Source organism: Fluviirhizobium alvei (assembly GCF_030551875.1).
Taxonomy (GTDB): Bacteria; Pseudomonadota; Alphaproteobacteria; order Rhizobiales; family Rhizobiaceae; genus Rhizobium_E; species Rhizobium_E alvei.
The window spans coordinates 148,755-168,351 of sequence record NZ_JAUOZU010000008.1 but is presented as its reverse complement, the minus strand read 5'-3'; the positions used below and the strand labels follow the sequence as shown (position 1 = coordinate 168,351).

14 protein-coding genes and 2 tRNA genes are annotated in these 19,597 nt (G+C 58.4%); 10 read left to right on the top strand and 6 right to left on the bottom strand.

Going from position 1 to position 19,597, the window contains the following annotated elements; all coding sequences use genetic code 11:
* Positions 1-44 precede the first annotated feature (44 nt).
* Positions 45-129: transfer RNA gene (locus Q4481_RS12690), tRNA-Leu, on the top strand.
* A gap of 206 nt (positions 130-335) precedes the next feature.
* On the opposite strand, the gene Q4481_RS12685 is transcribed toward Q4481_RS12690, so the two are convergent.
* Positions 336-620: a YMGG-like glycine zipper-containing protein gene (locus tag Q4481_RS12685; RefSeq protein ID WP_304376745.1), complete on the bottom strand. Its 285-nt coding sequence runs from the start codon at positions 618-620 to the stop codon at positions 336-338.
* A gap of 294 nt (positions 621-914) precedes the next feature.
* Between Q4481_RS12685 and Q4481_RS12680 the strand changes: the two genes are divergently transcribed.
* The 6 genes from Q4481_RS12680 to Q4481_RS12655 all read left to right on the top strand — a co-directional run bounded on the left by Q4481_RS12680 (position 915) and on the right by Q4481_RS12655 (position 9,097).
* The gene (locus tag Q4481_RS12680) at positions 915-1,400 is read left to right on the top strand and encodes a (2Fe-2S)-binding protein (RefSeq protein WP_304376744.1); all 486 of its coding nucleotides are present in this window, start codon (positions 915-917) and stop codon (positions 1,398-1,400) included.
* Positions 1,401-1,502: 102 nt separating this feature from the next.
* On the top strand, positions 1,503-3,842 hold the full coding sequence (locus tag Q4481_RS12675) for a xanthine dehydrogenase family protein molybdopterin-binding subunit (protein WP_304376743.1): 2,340 nt from the start codon (positions 1,503-1,505) through the stop codon (positions 3,840-3,842).
* 15 nt (positions 3,843-3,857) lie between these two features.
* Positions 3,858-4,655 carry an FAD binding domain-containing protein gene (locus Q4481_RS12670; RefSeq protein WP_304376742.1) on the top strand — a complete coding sequence of 266 codons (798 nt, stop codon included), beginning with the start codon at positions 3,858-3,860 and terminating at the stop codon, positions 4,653-4,655.
* A 177-nt stretch (positions 4,656-4,832) separates the two neighbouring features.
* A complete protein-coding gene (locus Q4481_RS12665) occupies positions 4,833-6,491 on the top strand; it encodes a methyl-accepting chemotaxis protein (protein ID WP_377353746.1) in 1,659 nt (552 codons plus the stop codon).
* A 201-nt stretch (positions 6,492-6,692) separates the two neighbouring features.
* Positions 6,693-7,907: a 5-aminolevulinate synthase gene (gene hemA, locus Q4481_RS12660; RefSeq protein WP_304376740.1), complete on the top strand. Its 1,215-nt coding sequence runs from the start codon at positions 6,693-6,695 to the stop codon at positions 7,905-7,907.
* 74 nt (positions 7,908-7,981) lie between these two features.
* Positions 7,982-9,097 carry a serine hydrolase domain-containing protein gene (locus tag Q4481_RS12655; RefSeq protein WP_304376739.1) on the top strand — a complete coding sequence of 372 codons (1,116 nt, stop codon included), beginning with the start codon at positions 7,982-7,984 and terminating at the stop codon, positions 9,095-9,097.
* A 280-nt stretch (positions 9,098-9,377) separates the two neighbouring features.
* Here Q4481_RS12655 and dxr read toward each other — a convergent pair whose 3' ends face one another.
* Complete coding sequence (gene dxr, locus Q4481_RS12650) at positions 9,378-10,553, bottom strand: 1-deoxy-D-xylulose-5-phosphate reductoisomerase (RefSeq protein ID WP_304376738.1); 1,176 nt, start codon at positions 10,551-10,553, stop codon at positions 9,378-9,380.
* A gap of 93 nt (positions 10,554-10,646) precedes the next feature.
* Positions 10,647-11,999 (bottom strand): MFS transporter, encoded by a 1,353-nt coding sequence (locus Q4481_RS12645; protein WP_304376737.1) that lies wholly within the window; start codon positions 11,997-11,999, stop codon positions 10,647-10,649.
* Positions 12,000-12,315: 316 nt separating this feature from the next.
* Here Q4481_RS12645 and Q4481_RS12640 point away from each other — a divergent pair, with 316 nt between their 5' ends.
* Together Q4481_RS12640 and Q4481_RS12635 are read left to right on the top strand one after the other, a co-directional pair.
* Entirely contained in the window at positions 12,316-14,151 is a 1,836-nt protein-coding gene (locus tag Q4481_RS12640) for a methyl-accepting chemotaxis protein (protein WP_304376736.1), read from the top strand.
* Positions 14,152-14,340: 189 nt separating this feature from the next.
* Positions 14,341-14,589, top strand: a complete 249-nt coding sequence (locus Q4481_RS12635; RefSeq protein WP_304376735.1) for a hypothetical protein — start codon at positions 14,341-14,343, stop codon at positions 14,587-14,589.
* Positions 14,590-14,610: 21 nt separating this feature from the next.
* On the opposite strand, the gene Q4481_RS12630 is transcribed toward Q4481_RS12635, so the two are convergent.
* From Q4481_RS12630 to Q4481_RS12620, 3 genes are all read right to left on the bottom strand, one after another.
* Positions 14,611-14,687, bottom strand: a tRNA-Arg gene (locus tag Q4481_RS12630).
* Between the two features lie 200 nt (positions 14,688-14,887).
* Entirely contained in the window at positions 14,888-16,711 is a 1,824-nt protein-coding gene (locus Q4481_RS12625; RefSeq protein WP_304376734.1) for an ABC-F family ATP-binding cassette domain-containing protein, read from the bottom strand.
* 2 nt (positions 16,712-16,713) lie between these two features.
* Entirely contained in the window at positions 16,714-17,361 is a 648-nt protein-coding gene (locus Q4481_RS12620) for a thiamine diphosphokinase (RefSeq protein ID WP_304376733.1), read from the bottom strand.
* Positions 17,362-17,799: 438 nt separating this feature from the next.
* Here Q4481_RS12620 and Q4481_RS12615 point away from each other — a divergent pair, with 438 nt between their 5' ends.
* Positions 17,800-19,596: a methyl-accepting chemotaxis protein gene (locus Q4481_RS12615; protein WP_304376732.1), complete on the top strand. Its 1,797-nt coding sequence runs from the start codon at positions 17,800-17,802 to the stop codon at positions 19,594-19,596.
* Position 19,597: the final 1 nt, after the last annotated feature.

The following is a 19,597-nucleotide window of genomic DNA, read 5'->3' as shown; positions in this document are numbered from 1 at the left end:
CGCACCATCATTCGTATAGTCCGCCGCATTGTCTATTGCTGCTGGCCCCATTGGCGGAATTGGTAGACGCGCTCGACTCAAAATCGAGTTCCGAAAGGAGTGCTGGTTCGAGTCCGGCATGGGGCACCATCTTGTTTGCGCGATGCCGTCCACAAACCCATCGCTCAGGCGCACCACAACTCTTCATCGAAACATTACCCGAGACGCTGCCATTCCGGCAGACCGGCATCGTCATGCCTGCGCTGGCCTTTGAACGTTCAAGGCTAGGTGCGGCTCAAAACACAAACGGCCGCAGGCGGCTGCCTCCGGCCGTTTATACTATGGGTCAGGATGGGTTACATCCGGACGACGACACGAGCGCGCGGATGGCGATAGCCACGCGGGCAGGAATCGATATAGCGGCGGCCGAAGCGGTCGCGATAGTAGCACTGGCCCGGCTGGGCAGCCACAGCGCCGAGAACACCGCCAACAACCGCACCGAGGGCTGCGCCACGGACATTGTTCGTGAGAACGCCACCAATCACGGCGCCGGATGCGGCACCGAGCGTTACGGACTTTTCGGTGCGGGTGCAGCCGGCAACGGCCAGGCCTGCAAGAAGAATAGCGACAGCTTTGTACATACGTTTGCCTCCGTTAGGGACCCTTTTGGGAAATTGGGATCCGAACAACATGCGTCACGGTGAGTGCCAGACTGGATGATCCCCCGGCCCCCTGTCAGCCCTTATGGCGCAATATGGTTTAAAATATGGAAAATCCGGAGAGCGCCAGCGGGAGCCGGTCGGGGCCGGTTTTCTGGCACTGTCTCATTCATGCGTCAGTTGCCACTTCGCAGAAAAATATTTTCGAAGAGCAGGCTTGGAAGCGCTTTAAAAACTGGGCAACATCGTCGCGGGTTCTACCCTAGGGAGGATATGATGACGAAAGTAACTCTTACGGTGAACGGCCGTCGCGTGAGCGGCGAGTGCGAGGACCGTACGCTGCTGGTCAATTTCATTCGCAACAATCTTGGATTGACGGGAACGCATGTCGGCTGCGACACGACGCAGTGCGGCGCCTGCACCATTCACATGGACGGCCGCTCGGTGAAGAGCTGTTCCATCCTCGCCGTTCAGGCCAACGGATCCGAGATCGTCACGATCGAGGGACTGGCCAAGGACGGCGAACTGCATCCGGTTCAGGCTGCCTTCAAGGAAAATCACGGCCTGCAATGCGGCTTCTGCACGCCGGGCATGGTCATGACCGCTGTCGACATGATCAATCGTCATGGCGGCGAACTCGACGAGACAACGGTTCGCCACGAGCTGGAAGGCAATATCTGTCGCTGCACCGGTTACCACAATATCGTCAAGTCGGTGCTGAGCGCAGCCGACTCCATGAAGGTCAAGCAAGCTGCCGAGTGATCTGGTGCGCCTCTGGATGCCCCCGCCCTTTTCGCATGACGAAACGGCTGGGATGATCCGGGCGCAGGATTGATTGTTCGCTATTTATCGGAGGAGGAACCGATGGGCGTTGAAGGCATTGGAGCGCGCGTTGCGCGCAAGGAAGACAAACGGTTTTTGACCGGCAAGGGCCGGTATACAGACGACATGACCGCACCAGGCATGCGATATGCGTTCTTCGTACGCAGCCCGCACGCGCATGCCAAGATCAAGAGCATCGATGTCAGCGAAGCCAAGGCAATGCCGGGCGTGATCGATGTTCTGACCGGAAAACAACTGCTGGATGACGGTATCGGCAACATTATCTGCGGCTGGATGATCCATTCCAAGGATGGCTCGCCGATGAAGATGGGCGCCTGGCGCCCGCTGGCTGTCGATACCGTTCGCTATGTCGGCGATGCTGTGGCGATCGTGGTCGCCGACAGTGTCGGCGAAGCCCGCGATGCGGCCGAACAGGTCTCCGTCGATTACGAGGTACTCGATGCGGTGATCGAAGCAGTTGACGCCCTGAAACCCGGCGCCCCGCAGCTTCACCCGGAAGCGCCCCACAACCAGATCTTCGACTGGGAAATCGGCGATTCGGCTGCAGCCGATGCCGCGATTGCCCGTGCCGCCCATGTCACGGAAATCAGGATCGTCAACAATCGTCTGTCGCCAAACCCGATGGAGCCGCGTGCCACACTCGGCATCTATGACGAGTCGGAAGACCATTACACCTGCTATACGACATCGCAGAATCCGCATGTCGCCCGTCTGGTGATGAGCGCCTTCTACAATGTCGCGCCGGAAAACAAGCTGCGCGTCATCGCACCCGATGTCGGTGGCGGCTTCGGCTCCAAGATCTACATCTATCCGGAAGAGATCGTCTGTCTCTGGGCGTCGAAAAAAACCGGCGTGCCGGTGAAATGGACCTCGGACCGCACGGAAGCCTTCCTCACCGATGCGCACGGTCGCGACCATGTCTCGACCGTCAAGATGGCCTTTGATGCCAACAACAACATCATCGGGCTCAAGGTCGACACGATCGCCAATCTCGGCGCCTACATGTCGCTGTTTTCGTCGTCGGTTCCGACCTATCTCTATGCGACGCTGCTGTCGGGCCAGTATGCGATCCCGGCAATCCACTGCAACGTCCGGACCGTTTATACCAACACGGTCCCGGTCGATGCCTATCGCGGCGCAGGCCGGCCGGAAGCGACCTATCTTCTCGAGCGGACGGTGGAAACCGCGGCTCGCGAACTGGGCGTGTCACCGGCAGAGCTGCGTCGGCAGAACTTCGTCCGCACCTTCCCCTACCAGACCCCGGTCATCATGAACTACGATGCCGGCGATTACGAAGCTTCGCTCAATGCGGCGATGACAGCAATCGACTGGAACGGCTTTCCGGCCCGCAAGGCGGAATCGAAGGCGCGCGGCAAACTGCGCGGCATCGGCATGAGCTGTTACATCGAAGCCTGCGGCATCGCGCCGTCGGCTGCAGTCGGTTCGCTCGGCGCCGGCGTCGGCCTGTGGGAATCGGCTGAAGTGCGCGTCAATGCCGTCGGAACGATCGAGGTCTTGACCGGCTCGCACAGCCATGGGCAGGGCCATGAAACCACCTTCGCGCAATTGGTGGCGGAGCGGCTCGGAGTTCCGATCGAGAATGTCAACATCGTCCATGGCGACACCGACAAGGTGCAGATGGGCATGGGCACCTATGGTTCCCGTTCCGGTGCCGTCGGCATGTCCGCCATCGTGAAGGCGATCGACAAGGTCGAAGCCAAGGCCAAGAAGATCGCCGCCCATCTGATGGAAGCCGACGAGAGCGACATCGTCATTGAAAATGGCGAACTGGTGGTGGCCGGTACCGACAAGAAGCTGCCCTGGTTCCAGGTGGCGTTGGCGGCCTACACCGCTCATAACCTGCCGGCCGGCATGGAGCCTGGCCTCAAGGAAAGCGCCTTCTACGATCCGTCCAACTTCACCTTCCCGGCCGGCTGCTATATCGCCGAAGTCGAGGTCGATCCCGAAACAGGAAAGACCGAGATCTGCCGCTTCGTGGCTGCCGACGATTTCGGCAATATCATCAACCCGATGATCGTTGAAGGTCAGGTGCATGGCGGTATCGCCCAGGGTATCGGCCAGGCACTTCTCGAAGGTGTGCGTTACGACGAAAATGGCCAGCTTCTGACGGCAAGTTACATGGATTACGCCATGCCACGCGCCGATGACCTGCCGAGTTTCGAAGTATCGCATCAGTGCACACCCTGCCCCGGCAATCCGCTCGGCATCAAGGGTTGCGGTGAAGCCGGTGCCATCGGTTCGCCGCCGGCACTCATCAATGCGATCACCGATGCGATCGGCAACAACAAGCTCGACATGCCCGCGACCCCTGAAAAGGTCTGGGCACTGGCGAACGCCTGATTGGGGGGAGAGACCATGTACAATACCAACTACCACCGCGCGTCTTCCGTGGCCGATGCCGCCAAGCTCTTCGAGCAGGGCGACGAAGCCAAGTATCTCTCGGGCGGCATGACTCTGATTGCGACCATGAAGCAGCGATTGGCCGCGCCTTCCGATCTCGTGGATCTGCGCCATGTTCCGGAAATGAAGGGCATTACCGTCTCGGGAACCAAGGTTCGGATCGGTGCAGCAACGCCGCATTTCGACGTCGCGACCTCGGCGGCGATCAATGCTGTCTGCCCGGCGCTCTGCCGTCTGGCGAGCATGATCGGCGATCCGCATGTCCGGCATATGGGAACGATCGGCGGCTCGGTAGCCAACAACGACCCGGCAGCCGATTATCCCTCTGCCGTTCTTGCCCTCAACGCGACGATCATCACCAACCAGCGTTCGATCGCGGCGGATGATTATTTCCAGGGCCTGTTCGATACCGCGCTCGAACCCGGCGAAATCATCGTCGCTTTCGAGTTCGAAGCTCCCGCCAAGGCCGGTTATGCGAAGTTCCCGAACCCGGCCTCGCGATATGCAATGGCCGGCGTCTTCGTGGCCAAAGGTCAGGACGGGTCGGTTCGCGTCGCGGTAACCGGGGCCGGCTCCGAAGGCGTGTTCCGCCATGAGGCGATGGAGGTAGCACTCTCTGCCAATTGGTCGCCTGACGCCGTTGCTTCGGTGGAAGTCGATTCTTCCGACCTGATGGCGGACCTGCATGGTTCGTCGGAATACCGGGCGAATCTGGTCCGCGTGATGGCCAAGAGGGCAGTCGCGGCATCTTAAACGCCTGCCTTCGATCTCATCTAAAAACTGAAACGGTACCCGCGTCTTTGAAATGAGGCGCGGGTATTTTTATTTAAATGGATTTAAATCAATGGTTTCAGCATCTTTTATTTTAGATAATTGAAATTGACATTTAATAAATATTCATTCTTCGCCGATAGGAAAAGAGGACTATCGATGACTCAAAAATTTTCATCGCATACCCTTTTACGAGAGGCCCAAAGAATGAATTCCCCCCAATCCGTGAACCAAGCTGACATCGAGCGCCGACTGGAGTTCATGCAACTCGATTCTGCGAGCAGAGCCAGGATTGCAGCGATAAAGCCGATCGTCGAAGCAGAGCTACCGGTGGCACTGGACCATTTTTACAATGCTGTCCGCAAAGCGCCGGAAGTCAGCCGGTTCTTTCAGTCCGACAACCATATCGCCGGCGCCAAGAAAGCGCAGGTGGGGCACTGGGCCAATATCTCCTCTGGCAATTTCAACCAGGATTATGGCCGTAAGGTCCAGGCGATCGGCGCCATGCATGCCAAGATCGGCCTTGAGCCTCAATGGTACATTGGCGGCTATGCCATGATCCTTGATCACCTGGTGAAGGAGGTTATCAAGGCCCATGTGCCGAAGGGCGGCTTGTTCTCGAAGAAAACCTGTGACGCCGATGCTCTGGGTGAAAGTCTCGGCAGCCTGATCAAGGCTGTGCTTCTGGACATGGACCTGGCGATTTCCGTCTATATCGACGAGAAGGAAAATGCGTTGCAGGCCTCGCAGGCGCAGGTCATGGAAGAAGCGCGCACGGTTTCCAGCGTCTTCGGCAAGGCGATCACCGCGCTTGCCGATCACCGACTTGATCACAGGATCACCGAGGACCTGCCGCCGGCCTACAGCGCCATGCGCGATGAATTCAATCGTGCCTCCGAACAGCTTGCCAACACGATCGCCAATCTGGAAGAATCGGCCCGCGCCATTCATGGTGAAGCCGAAGACATTCGTTCCAGCGCAGCAGACCTTTCCCGCCGCACCGAAGGCCAGGCTGCATCTGTCGAACAGACCGCAGCGGCCCTGGAGGAAATCACCACCACCGTCAAACAGTCGTCTCAACGTGCACAGGAAGCATCCGAACTCGTGTCGAGAACGCGCGAAGGTGCGGAAAAGTCCGGAGAAATCGTCAAGCTTGCTGTCAATGCAATGAGCGGCATCGAGCAGTCGTCACAGTCGATTTCCAACATCATCGGCGTGATCGACGAGATCGCTTTCCAGACCAATCTTCTGGCTCTCAATGCAGGCGTCGAGGCCGCTCGTGCCGGTGAAGCCGGCAAGGGTTTCGCCGTCGTTGCTCAGGAAGTGCGCGAACTCGCCCAGCGGTCGGCCAAAGCCGCAAAGGAAATCAAGGATCTGATTACCCGTTCCGGCGAGCAGGTGAAAAACGGGGTCTCGCTGGTTGACCAGACCGGCAAGGCGCTGGGTGCGATCGTCGAGGAAGTCGGCGAGATCAACCAGCATGTCCAGTCGATTTTCGAATCTTCGCGGGAACAGACGATGGCGCTCGCCGAGATCAACTCCGCCGTCAACAACATCGACAAAGGCACACAAGAAAACGCGCTCATGGTCGAGCAGACCAATGGCGCAAGCCGCAAGCTTGCCGATGAAGCTGCCCATATTGCCCAGCAGTTGGGCCAGTTTACCACCGGAAGGGCGCGACCAAGCACGATCAGCGCGCGGCCGGTGGCAAAAATCCAACCTCCTGCCAAGAACCCGGCGCCCGTCAGGGCGCAGCCCAAACTCCGCACTGCAGGCAATGCGGCCTTGGCTGTCGATGCAAGCTGGCAGGAATTCTGACGAAATCGTTCAGAGACCACGTCTTTTTGCCCGGCCTTGATTTGTGTCAAGGCCGGGCAAGCTTGTTCCGGTAGGACTCTTTTCGAAGATCACTGTAAGGTGATGCGTTCTAACGCCGCGGCAAGGGGCAAATTTACCTGCCGGGGGTTGACGATTGGAATGATTCAAAACAGAACAGTCGTCGAAAGTCTGGAGACCGGAATGAATTTCGAAGCTTTTTTCAAGGACGCGCTGGACGGCCTGCATCAGGAAGGCCGCTATCGGGTCTTCGCCGAGTTGGAACGCCAGGCCGGCAAGTTTCCGAAGGCCGTTCGCCACACCGAAAACGGTACGCAGGAAGTGACCGTCTGGTGCTCGAACGATTACCTTGGAATGGGCCAGCATCCCAAAGTCATCGCGGCAATGAAAGAGGCGCTTGATCACTGTGGCGCCGGTGCCGGTGGAACCCGCAACATCTCCGGAACCAACCATTATCACGTGCTTCTCGAGCGCGAACTCGCCGATCTGCACGGCAAGGAAGCCGCGCTTCTATTCAATTCCGGCTACATGTCCAACTGGGCATCGCTGACGACGCTCTGTTCCAAGATTCCCGGCATGATCGCCTTTTCCGATGCCGGGAATCACGCTTCCATGATCGAAGGCATCCGCCATTCCAAATGCGAACGCGTCATCTGGAAGCATAACGACCTGCAGGATCTCGAAGCAAAGCTCGCAGCAGCCGATCCTTCCGCCCCGAAGATGATTGCCTTCGAATCGGTCTATTCGATGGACGGCGATATCGCCCCGATCAAGGAGATCTGCGATCTCGCCGATAAATACGGCGCCATGACCTATCTCGATGAAGTGCATGCGGTTGGTCTTTACGGGCCGCGTGGCGGCGGTATCGCCGAGCGCGACGGCCAGATGCATCGCCTGACGGTGATTGAAGGTACGCTTGGCAAGGCCTTCGGCGTCATGGGCGGATATATCACTGGCTCGACCTATCTCGTCGACTTCATTCGCTCTTTTGCATCCGGTTTCATTTTCACGACCTCGCTGCCGCCCGCGATTGCCGCCGGCGCACTGGCTTCGATCCGGCATCTGAAGGAAAGCCAGCTGGAGCGGGCCCGCCACCAGGAACGCGTCCGCAAGCTGCGGGCTGCACTGGACGCCAATGGCATTCCGCACCTCAACAATCCGAGCCATATCGTGCCGGTGATGGTGAAGGATGCGGCCAAGTGCAAGTGGATCTCCGATCTGCTCCTCGACAATTTCGGCATCTATGTGCAGCCGATCAATTATCCTACGGTTCCGAAGAAGACCGAGCGCCTGCGCATCACGCCAGCGCCCTATCATTCGGATGGCGATATCGAACATCTGGTCAATTCGCTTCATTCGCTTTGGGCCCAATGCGCCCTGGCGCGCGCCGTCGCCTGATCGGCGCAAACACGCTTGCCTTCTCAATGCGGATCATGGACACATGGTCCGCATTTTGATTTTGGGCATCGACAATGACACTTGAAGACCGTTTGAACCGCATCATTGATACCGCAATCGAAGCCGGGCGGATCGTGGGGACGGCAATTCTGGTGCGCAAGAATGGCGCGCCTGTCTTTACCCGAGCTGCAGGCATGGCAGATCGTGAGGCTCAGATCCCCGTCGAACTGGATACGATCTTCCGGTTTGCCTCCGTCACCAAGCCTCTGGTGGCAGCAACGGCACTGGCGATGATCGAGAAGGGCCTCTTTTCACTCGACAGCCTCATATCAGACCATCTGAACTGGTTTCAGCCTCCCAACCCCGACGGGACCCCGGCCCAAGTGACCATTCGCCATCTGCTGACTCATACGTCAGGAATGGCTTACGATCCGGAACTGGAGCGACTGCCGCCCGACCTCGCCATCAATTGCGGCCTGTCGAACACCGATCTCGATTTCGACACCAATTTCAGTCGGTTCAACAAACGCGGACTGGCTTTCGAACCTGGAAGCCAATGGGCCTATTCCCCCTCGACGGATGTGCTCGGCGCCCTGATTGCCAAGGTGCATGGCGGAACGCTGGAGGAAGCGGTCTCGCACTATATTACCGCGCCGCTTGGCATGGTCGATACCCATTTCCACGTCACGGACATGAAGCGGCTGGCAACACCCTATGCGGATGGTGAAACAGCAGCCATTCGCATGCCCGATCCCTGGGTTGGCCGTGATCCCGACGGCTGGACATTGTCCTTTTCCCCCGCCCGCCTGTTCAACGCTCGCGCCTATCAGTCGGGCGGCGCCGGCATGGTTGGCACGGCCGGGGATTTCATGACTTTCCTTGAGTGCCTTCGTACCGGCGGAGCCCCTGTTCTGGGCAACGAGATCGTTTCGGCCGGCATGTCGAACCAGATCGGCCTTCTGCCCTACGACCCCGGCATGCGCTTCGGTTTCTTCGGCGCGGTTGTCACGGATTCAGCCCTGTCTGGCCAGCCCTCTTCGCCCGGAACGGTGCGATGGGGCGGCGTCTATGGTAATAGCTGGTTCGTGGATCCGGCCAACGGGCTCTCTATGGTGCTGATGTCGAACACGGCGCTTGAAGGGTGCACCGGCGCTTTCCCGGTCGACATCACCAACGCAATCTATGCCTGATCCCGAAAAGGGATCAGGAAGAGCGGTTATACCAAGCGTCGATGATAGGAACTGATTGCGCCGGAGCGATTTTGGTTTCCGGCGAGGAGAAAACCACAGACGGACCAGAAGGTCCGGCGCGGATTTTCGACGACGTCCGGAGGGCAAAAGCGCCCGGTCCTTCGGATGGGCCGGACATCCTTCCCCGACTTTGTCGCAATCCTTGACCGATGCCTAAGCATCGCTCTCCGGTCTGCTCCGCGTCGGATGAAGGTGTCGGGTCCCACGCAATCGGTTTCTATCATCGACGCTTGGTACTAGCAATCGTTTGCGCGGCAATCCGTCGTGCTTCGGCATCGGCGGCGAAAACGGCCTCAATGTCAGTCGCCGCCGACCAATCGACCATTGCATCCATTGTCTGTTCGGTGACAACGGCCATATCCAGAAATCCGATCCTGCCGTCGACGAAAGCGTGGAACGAGGTCTCCTCAGCCGCGTTGAGGATCGCGCCTTGCAGACCGCCCCGCGCAAGCGCCAACCTGGCAAGCCGCAGGGCCGGGAAGCGCTCTTCGTCCGGCGCCTCGAAATCAAGCCGCGCCAGACGCGCAAAATCCAGCCGCTCGACATTCAGGTCGGGCCGCACGGGATAAGTGAGCGCATAACCGATCGCGGTCCGCATATCCGGCGCGCCGAGCTGGGCGATTACCGAACCATCGCGATAGCCGACCATCGAATGAATGATCGATTGCGGATGCACCACCACCTCGATCTGATCCGGTTCGACATCGAACAGATGCTTCGCCTCGATGATTTCCAGCGCCTTATTGAACATGGTCGCGCTGCCGATCGAGATCTTGAGCCCCATCGACCAGTTCGGATGCACCCGCGCAATGTCGGCCGTAACGTTGGCCATCTCTTCGCGGCTCCAGGTCCGGAAAGGCCCGCCCGAAGCCGTCAGCACGATCCGCTCGAGGGCGGCCCGGTTCTGTTGCTCCAGGCACTGGAAGATCGCCGAATGTTCGCTGTCGACCGGCAGCAGGCGTCCGCCCGCGGTTCTGATCGCCTCAACGAACAACGAGCCTGCCGAAACCAGGCATTCCTTGTTGGCAAGCGCAATATCGGCACCACGCGAGGCGGCGCGCAGTGTCGGCGCAAGACCGGCCGTGCCAACGATGGCCGCCATAACCCAGTCAGCCTCGAGATCGGCGGCTTCAAGAAGACCGGATGGGCCAGCGGCAACGGCAATGCCCGTCCCGGCAAGCGCGTCCTTCAGTTCGCCGTAGCGGGTCTCATCAGCGGTTACCGCCATGCGGGCACCTGCCGCGCGCGCCTGCTTGGCGAGGCGTTCGATATTGCCGGCTCCGGTGAGGGCGAGAATCTCGTACTGATCTTGTTGACTGGCTTGCGATAGCACATCGAGCGTGTTCACACCGATCGATCCGGTGGAACCGAAAATGCTGATCTTGCGCTTGCTCATTGTCTGTCCTGCCTGGTGATCCTGCGATGCTCTACAGAAGCTTCCGCAGGCCGGCAAGGCTGGCCGGCAAGTTTGTGCCGGCCAGCCCCGTTGTCATGCTTCGATATCGATATGCTGGGTTTCTTCACCCAAAAGCAGGGCCAGAAACGTGATCAGCGCCATCACTGTGAGATAGACGCCGACATAGAAGGGGCTGCCGCCGCCATAGCTCCAGAGAGCGACCGCGATGAAGGGGGCGACAGCGGCGCCGAGGATCGAGGAGACATTGTAGGAAATGCCGGAACCGGTGTAGCGAAGCGCAGCCGGAAACAGTTCCGGCAACAGCGCACCCATCGGCCCGAAGGTCATGCCCATCAATGCAAAGCCGATCACCAGCCAGGCCATGACGCCGACTGTGCCGAGCGAGAGCAGCGGCACCCAGGCCAGACCAAAAAGTGCAATGCCGGCGGTGACCCAGAGCAGCGTCTTGCGTCGACCCCAGCTATCCGCCCAGGGACCGGAGAGGTAGGTGAAGATGCCGAAGAAGACCACGCCGCCAATCATCATCAGCACGAATGTCCGGTAGTCGTAACCCAGACCGGCAACCGGTGCATCGATCGCCGCTCGCCCATAGGAAAGCGAGAAGGTCGTCATCAGATAGAACAGAACATAGGTTGCCAGCATATAGAACGTGCCGAGCAGCAGCTGCTTCCAATGGGTTCGGAAAACGGTTGCGAGCGGCAGTCTCTGGACCTTGCCCTGCGTAACCGTCTTTTCGAAAGCTGCGCTCTCGACGAGATTCAGCCGCACCCAGAGACCGACGACCACCATCACTGCAGAAAACAGGAACGGAATGCGCCATCCCCAGCTGAGGAAGGCTTCGGACGGCATCGACGGATCACCCGATGGCATCAGGGCAGCGATGATCAGAAAGAGACCGTTGGCAATGATGAAGCCGATCGGAGCGCCAAGCTGGGGGAACGTGCCATAGACGGCACGCTTGCCCTCCGGCGCATTCTCTGTTGCGACGAGAGCCGCACCCGACCATTCGCCGCCGAGCGCGAAGCCCTGTGCCAGACGCAGGATCACCAGAAGCAGGGGGGCAAGCCAGCCAACCATGGGATAGGTTGGCAAGGCACCGATCAGAAAGGTGGCAATCCCCATGGTCAGCAAGGCGCCGACCAGTGTTGCCTTGCGGCCCTTTCGGTCACCCAGATGCCCGAAGACGATCGCGCCGAGCGGACGGGCCACCATGGCCGCGCCGAAGATTGCAAAAGATGCCAGCAGTGCCGTCGTCTCATTACCCTTGGGAAAGAACAAGTGCGGGAACACCAGAACAGCGGCGGTTGCGTAGACGTAAAAATCGTAAAACTCGATCGTCGTACCAACCAGGCTGGCAAGAATGACGCGTGCACGCGAATTGGAGGGGCGACCGGCAGACGCGCCGGCGGACACAGAATTGGACATGGGAACTCCGTTTTTCTTGTTGGCCGGAGGCCTACACCATCTGGTTCCGCTGCAAAAGAATGAAAATTATCAACTTATCAAAAAGTATGACGACACAGCGTTCATCATCGCCAGTGTATCCACTTGGCTGACGGGATCAATGGGCACAAACAATGCCGTGCGACCGCATGGCCGCCAAACGGAAGCGACAAAAGTCATAGGAAACCAGTTGCTTACATTTTTCATTAATTTTCTAATTTTATAAAAACCTTGACGAATATTCGTCGCCCTCCCCAAAGCCGCAACCGGCTCCCTCCTGCTACATCATGGGTCTGTCGTGCAAAAACTGAAAATCTCCTTCCGGCTTTATGGTCTTGTCGGCCTTGCGCTGATCATCCTCGCCGGTACACTGTTGGTAAGTTTGGACGCAACGAAATCGGAAATGATCGCCGAACGTAAGAGCCAGCTCAGCGCTGTCGATGATTCTGCCGCCGCAATCGCCGCACATTTTTACGAACTAGAACAGAACGGCGCCTTGAGCCGAGCGGATGCCCAGGCGCGTGCCATTGAGGCCATCAAGTCGGTTCGATATGCAGACAGTGGCTATGTCTGGATCAACGATCTCGATCATAAAATGATCATGCATCCGATGAAGCCGGAGCTGAATGGCAAGGATCTGACTGACATGAAGGATCCGGATGGCAAGCAGATCTTTGTCGAATTCGTCAGCGTGGCAAAGGCCAGCGGCAAGGGCTTCGTCGAATATCAATGGCCAAAACCTGGTGAAAAAGGTTCTAGCCCGAAGCTCTCCCATGTCACCCTTTTTGCACCCTGGGGCTGGGTCATCGGTAACGGCGTCTATATCGACGATATCGATGCGCGATTTGCCGATATCGCATTCAAGGAAACCGCCATTGTGGCGAGCGGCATTCTGCTGATGCTCATCTTCGCCTTCGGCATCATTCGTAGCGTCACGCGTCCGCTCGCGGCTCTCGGTCAGGCCATGCGCCGCATCGCCGAAGAGGATTTTACGGCCCCCATTCCCGGCACGGCCCGCGGCGATGAACTGGGCGATATTGCCAGACGGCTCGAAATGCTGCGCGATTCCGTCAGCGTGCGCGTCCAGGAGCGCCTGGGCATCTCAGCCCGCCAGAGGGAAGAACTGGACAACGAACGCAGCCAGAACGAAGCGGAACGCGCCCGTCAGGCCGACAACCTTGCAATCGTGGTGGCACAGCTTGGCGCAGGTCTGCAACGTCTGGCGGATTGCAACATTCGCATGACGATCGACGAGCCTTTTGCCGAGGATTTCGAACGCATGCGGCACGACTTCAACAATTCGATTGCCGCTTTCCAATCCGCACTCGAACAGGTTCTCGAGAGCACGGCTCGCCTTCGGGCCGATGGCCTGGAGATGCGGGAGGCTGCAGACAATATGGCCAAGCGGACCGAACAGCAGGCCGCAGCGCTCGAACAGACTGCGGCAGCGCTGGAGCAGGTGACAACAACGGTCTCGAACTCCTCCAAACGCACGCAGGAAACCCGCAAGCTCGTTCAGGATGCCCGCGAGAATGCCCAATCCTCGGGCAAGGTGACCCGGGAAGCCATTTCGGCAATGGAGCGGATCGAGCGCGCTTCTGGCGAAATCAGCCAGATCATCAACGTCATCGATGAAATCGCTTTCCAGACCAATCTTCTGGCCCTTAATGCCGGTGTTGAGGCGGCGCGAGCCGGAGAGGCCGGCAAGGGTTTTGCTGTCGTCGCCCAGGAGGTTCGCGAGCTCGCGCAACGTTCCGCCAATGCCGCAAAGGACATCAAGAGCCTGATCGTCAAATCGGGTGAGGAAGTCGCCACCGGTGTTACGCTCGTTGGACAAACCGGCACAGCCCTGGCCAGCATCGAAAACTTCATCCTGACGATCGATGCGAATGTAGATGCCATTGCGACTTCTGCACGCGAGCAATCGACCGGGCTGCTCGAGATCACCCGCGCCGTGCAGAGCATCGACCAGATGACCCAGCAGAATGCAGCTATGGCGGAAGAGACCAATGCCATCAGCCATCGCTTGACCGAAGGTTCGGAAGAACTTTCCCAGCTCGTCCAGCGTTTCAAGCTCAATCGTCGCAAGACCATTCGCGAACCGGGCCAGGTCTATTCGCACAAGGCAGCGTAAACTTCCAGAACCAGAGCCAAAAGCGGAGGCGGGGCGATCCCGCCTTTTGCGTTTCAATGAGGGTCGCGGACCGTATTTTTCAGGTGAACGGCAGCTGAACAGCCGGTTCAGCGCCGGTTCGAAGAGCGCATGCTTTAATCACCCCAGATTGGCACCCATGGGCGGGGGCCGAATGTGGGGGCTTCCGGAATGCGGCACTATTTCTTCGATCTCGTGATGGAAGATGAACGCGTCGTCGATGAAGACGGTATCGACTATTTCGACGAAGGCTCGGCGCTTTACTATGGCCAGATGGTCGCTGACCGCCTCGCCCGGGATGACGCTGCAACCGCAATCAAGGTCCATGTCCTCACCGATTCCGGCGCCCTGCTCGCCGTTCTTGACGCGCGACCAAGTCGTCCGATCCAGCGTAAGACGGTGCCGGCACGGCTTTATTGAAGACTATTCGCAAACGAAAAATGGTGATCCCGACTGGATTCGAACCAGTGGCCCCCAGATTAGGAATCTGGTGCTCTATCCTGCTGAGCTACGGGACCCTCGGTTTTTCCATACAGAATGACCGACCGTTCGCCAAGCGGTTTCTGACGCGTTGACGGGCTGTCCTTCCGCTGCAAACGCCAACGTCGAGAAGAGAGAAACCCGATCATTCCGGAATGCGGCCTTGCCTCTGATCGCGATGCCGGCTTAACCGGCGCTCGAGGACAAACGCGGGCGCAATGGCCGAACCGGCTTGTCTTTAGCCTTCCAGTTCTTCCCGCAGCATTTCGAGTTCCAGCCATTCCTCTTCCATGCGGCCAAGATCGGCGCGCAGCGATTCGAGCTTGGCGGCAGCCTTGGAGAAGCCGTCCGGGTCTTTGGTGAAAAACGCGGGATCAGCCATCCGCTTTTCGATTACAGCGATTTCCGCTTCTTTCGCGGCCATTTCCTTCGGTAGGTTTTCAATGGCGAATTTCTGTTTGTAGGATAGCTTTCCTTTACCCTTGCTCGCCTCACCTGCGCTATTGTTTCGTTCTGCAGGCTTTTCGCGGCTCTCGCTGCGACGCCGTTCCTCGACCGCCTCGCCCTTGCGCTGGGCCAGCATATCACTGTAGCCGCCGGCATATTCGATCCAGCGCCCATCCGGCGCATCGGGATTGGCCGGTGCGATCGTCGAGGTCACGGTGCGATCGAGAAAATCGCGGTCATGGCTGACGAGAATGACGGTGCCTTTGTAGGAGGCGACGATTTCCTGCAAGAGATCGAGCGTCTCGATATCGAGATCGTTGGTCGGCTCGTCGAGGATGAGCAGATTGGAGGGACGCGCTAGGATGCGCGCCAGCATCAGCCGAGCGCGCTCGCCGCCCGACAGGTCGCGGATTGGTGTTCTTGCCTGCTCGGGCTGGAATAGGAACTCTTTCATATAGCCGGTGACATGTCGCTGCACCCCATCGACAAGCAGGTTCTCGCCGCGGCCATCGGTCAGATAATGGGCAAGCGTGTCATCAAGATCGAGGTCTTCGCGCCGCTGATCAAGGGTTGCGATTTCGAGCTTGGTGCCGAGCTTGATCGTACCGCTATCCGGCTCCAGTTGGCCGGTCAGCATTTTCAGCAGGGTCGTTTTGCCCGCACCGTTCGGCCCGACAAGACCGATCCGGTCACCGCGATGGATGCGCATGGTGAAGGGCGCCACGATCGCGCGGTCACCAAAGGTCTTGGTGATCTTGTCCGCCTCGACCACGAGCTTGCCGGATTCTCGCGCTTCGGCAACGGTTGCCTGCGCCGAACCAAGCGCTCCCCGGTGACCGCGATGGCGCTGCCGCATGTCCTGCAACTCACCCAGCCGGCGCATATTGCGCTTGCGTCGGGCGGTAACGCCATAGCGCAGCCAATGTTCCTCGCGCTCGATCGCCTTGCCAAGCTTGTGCTGCTCCAGTTCCTCTTCTTCCAGCACGCGATCGCGCCAGGCCTCAAACTCGCCGAACCCGCGATCAAGTCTACGAGAGAAGCCACGATCAAGCCAGACTGTGGCCGTCGACACTTTTTCAAGAAAACGGCGATCGTGCGAAATGACGATAAGCGCGCTCTTGGAGCGCACAAGTTCGCCTTCGAGCCATTCGATCGTCGGCAGATCGAGATGGTTGGTCGGCTCGTCCAGCATCAGGATATCGGGCTCCGGTGCCATGACCTTAGCAAGTGCGGCACGCCGCGCTTCGCCACCCGAAAGCGTCGAAGGATCGGCGGAGCCATCGAGCCCGAGATGTTCCAGCAGATAGGTGACCCGATAGGGATCATCCGACGGGCCAAGGCCGGCTGCAGCATAGGCCTCGACGGTCTGGAATCCGTCGAAATCCGGCGCTTGCGGCAGATAGCGCAAGGTGGAAGACGGATGCCGGAACACTTCGCCCGACTGCGCTTCGGCAAGTCCGGCGGCAATCTTCATCAGCGTCGATTTGCCGGAGCCGTTGCGTCCGACGAGACAGATGCGATCACCCGGCTCCACCTGCAGGCCGGCGCCTGCAAGAAGCGGCGTACCGCCGAAGCTCAGATGGATATCGTCGAGTTTGAGAATGGGCGGTGCCAAGGTCACACTCCTGAAAAATCATAGGGTCTGGCAAGGATGATCGCGCGTCCGGATCCAAGACGGAACCGAACGGTTCCTCGAGCGACGTTCGAAATGGTGCGCGATGATCCGAAAGGCAGGCTGAAGTTCGTCAGCGGATAGCGGACATTCTCGATCGTCAGTCCTTCGAGATCGTCAAATCCGATGATCGAGAGCAACGAGCGATCCGGTAAATCGAGGCTCATCAGTCCAGGCAGCAGGGGGTAAGCCTCTTCGTCACCGGAGGTCAAGAAGATCGGCATGCCGGATCGGGCCAGGCTCAAGGCATGAACCAGATGCGCCAAACCATGATCGGTCCTTGCACCGCCCATGGCACCTGCCAGGATCAACCGATCTGCCCCCGCTTCGCGGCGGGCGGCCTCGATGGCGATCTCGCCATCCGTCAGCGCTTTCTCGGCCGGATAGACCTGTCGCGGAACGGAAGAATAGCGATCGAGCAAAGTTTGATCGGCGGAATCGAAATCGCCCACCCAGAGTTCGGGTGTAACACCGAGCAGGTCGGCATGACGAATGCCGCCATCCGCAGCGATGAAACGGGCTCCATCCAGCTGCGAAATCAGTCGGTCGGTGCGGCTCAAATGGCCACCGAGCAGGATCACGAATGAGGTCATGCGCAGGCTTTAGAACAAAGTCGGCCCGAAGGAAATGTCTGCATTGTCGATTTGCGGGGCGACGCGAACCTGAATCCAAGCACCAGGTATCAATTGCGCATCCGCGACAAAGAAGACGGCGATCGGGGAGGCATGCAGATCTCACCTCATGACCTTAACTTGGCATTTCAACACTGAAACCAGACAACCAAAAATCGAACTTTCGCAGATATCTGGCAATATTTCAATTTTCAAGCTCCATTTTCGCAATTTATCCGGATCGACAAGTTATTAAACCGTTCGTTAATACTAACGCAGTATTTTTATCGAGTAGTTTCTTTCGGGGGAACTTCAGAGCTTGTTCAAAAAAGTCATACCTGAGTTGAGGCGCGTAGAGAAGCGAATAACAAGCTTATCTTTTGTATTTCCTGATAATTGAAAAATTCCGGAGGGATTGAAATGGTCGCATTTTCGTGGTCTGGGAACAAGAATGCCGCCGCTATCATTGCGGCCCTGGATAAATCAAATGCAATAATAGAATTTAATCTGGACGGTCAGATCCTCAATGCGAATGAAAACTTTTGCAATGCGCTCGGTTACAGGCGCGAGGAGATTATTGGCAAGCATCACCGGATCTTTGTTGATCCCGCAGACGTGGCAAGTCCAAGCTATGCCGAATTCTGGGCGCGCCTCCGCGATGGCAAATTCGATCGCAACCAGTATCGGCGCATTGGCAAGGACGGTCGCGAAGTCTGGATCGAAGCATCCTATAATCCTGTATTTTCAGGCAACAAGCCTTTTAAGGTGGTGAAGATCGCCACCGATATAACCGCCCAGAAGATGAAGTCCGCCGAAGATGCCGGCAAGATCGATGCTCTCTCACGCGCTCAGGCGGTGATCGAATTTTCGCTCGACGGAACGATCCAGACCGCCAACAAGAACTTCCTCGATGTCATGGGCTATCAGCTCTCTGAAATCGTGGGCAAACATCACTCGATGTTCTGCGATCAGAAAATGATCGCATCGGAGCAATATCGCCAGTTCTGGAAAGATCTGGCCAGCGGCCAGTTCAAGGCCGACGAATTTCTGCGCATCGGCAAAGGTGGCAAGGAAGTCTATATTCAGGCCAGCTACAATCCGATTTTCGATCCGATGGGCCGCGTCTTCAAGGTCGTCAAATTTGCAACCGATGTCACCGCGCGTGTCATGGCCGTCAAGAGCCTTGCGACCGGCCTGACGGAACTCGCCCACGGCAATCTCGAGCAGCGGATCACGACCCCGTTCCCGGATAATCTCGAGCAACTCCGGAACGATTTCAACGAATCCATCGACAAGCTGCGCGCCGCCATGCAAAGTGTTGCGGAAAATGCTCGCGCAATCGCCGCTGGTGCTGCCGAGGTGCGGACGGCCTCAGACGACCTTTCCAAGAGAACGGAGCAACAGGCAGCCTCGGTGGAGGAAACAGCCGCAGCATTGGAAGAGATCACGACGACGGTGGCCGATTCAAGCCGCCGTGCCGAGGAGGCGGGCCAGCTCGTGGCGCGAACCAAGGATGGCGCCGAACAATCCGGCATGGTCGTGAAGTCGGCCATATCCGCCATGGGCGCGATCGAACAATCCTCGCACGAAATCTCCAATATCATCGGCGTGATCGACGAAATCGCCTTCCAGACCAATCTGCTGGCTCTGAATGCTGGTGTTGAAGCGGCACGAGCCGGCGAAGCTGGCAAGGGTTTTGCCGTCGTCGCGCAGGAAGTGCGGGAACTGGCCCAACGCTCGGCGGGCGCCGCCAAACAGATCAAATCGCTGATCAATACCTCTGCCGAACAGGTGAAAGTCGGTGTCGAGCTCGTCGCCAAGACTGGCACTTCGCTTGAGCGGATCGTCTCTCAGGTGCAGGAAATCGATATCAATGTCTCTGCCATCGTCGAGAGCGCGCGTGAACAGGCCGGCGGTTTAAAAGAAATTAACCAAGCAGTGATAACCATGGATCAGGGCACCCAGCAGAATGCCGCCATGGTCGAACAATCGACCGCCGCCAGCCACGGCCTAGCCAGTGAGGCGGAAAGCCTGAATCGTTTGCTCGCGACCTTCAAGACGGGCGCAGCGGTTCAGAAGCCGGTGGTGGCAATGCAGAGCGTATCCCGGCCGGCCGCGTCACCGGCGCCAAAACTGATGAAGAACACTGCAAGGGCATTGGTCTCGCGGGGCAATGCTGCAACAGCGCCGAGCGCCGACAACTGGGAAGAGTTTTGAG

What these genes read in the sequence shown, in the direction of transcription:
- Q4481_RS12685 (WP_304376745.1), bottom strand. Translation starts at nt 620, where the DNA reads ATGTACAAAGCTGTCGCTATTCTTCTTGCAGGCCTGGCCGTTGCCGGC.
- Q4481_RS12680 (WP_304376744.1), top strand. Translation starts at nt 915, where the DNA reads ATGACGAAAGTAACTCTTACGGTGAACGGCCGTCGCGTGAGCGGCGAG.
- Q4481_RS12675 (WP_304376743.1), top strand. Translation starts at nt 1,503, where the DNA reads ATGGGCGTTGAAGGCATTGGAGCGCGCGTTGCGCGCAAGGAAGACAAA.
- Q4481_RS12670 (WP_304376742.1), top strand. Translation starts at nt 3,858, where the DNA reads ATGTACAATACCAACTACCACCGCGCGTCTTCCGTGGCCGATGCCGCC.
- Q4481_RS12665 (WP_377353746.1), top strand. Translation starts at nt 4,833, where the DNA reads ATGACTCAAAAATTTTCATCGCATACCCTTTTACGAGAGGCCCAAAGA.
- hemA (WP_304376740.1), top strand. Translation starts at nt 6,693, where the DNA reads ATGAATTTCGAAGCTTTTTTCAAGGACGCGCTGGACGGCCTGCATCAG.
- Q4481_RS12655 (WP_304376739.1), top strand. Translation starts at nt 7,982, where the DNA reads ATGACACTTGAAGACCGTTTGAACCGCATCATTGATACCGCAATCGAA.
- dxr (WP_304376738.1), bottom strand. Translation starts at nt 10,553, where the DNA reads ATGAGCAAGCGCAAGATCAGCATTTTCGGTTCCACCGGATCGATCGGT.
- Q4481_RS12645 (WP_304376737.1), bottom strand. Translation starts at nt 11,999, where the DNA reads ATGTCCAATTCTGTGTCCGCCGGCGCGTCTGCCGGTCGCCCCTCCAAT.
- Q4481_RS12635 (WP_304376735.1), top strand. Translation starts at nt 14,341, where the DNA reads ATGCGGCACTATTTCTTCGATCTCGTGATGGAAGATGAACGCGTCGTC.
- Q4481_RS12620 (WP_304376733.1), bottom strand. Translation starts at nt 17,361, where the DNA reads ATGACCTCATTCGTGATCCTGCTCGGTGGCCATTTGAGCCGCACCGAC.
- Q4481_RS12615 (WP_304376732.1), top strand. Translation starts at nt 17,800, where the DNA reads ATGGTCGCATTTTCGTGGTCTGGGAACAAGAATGCCGCCGCTATCATT.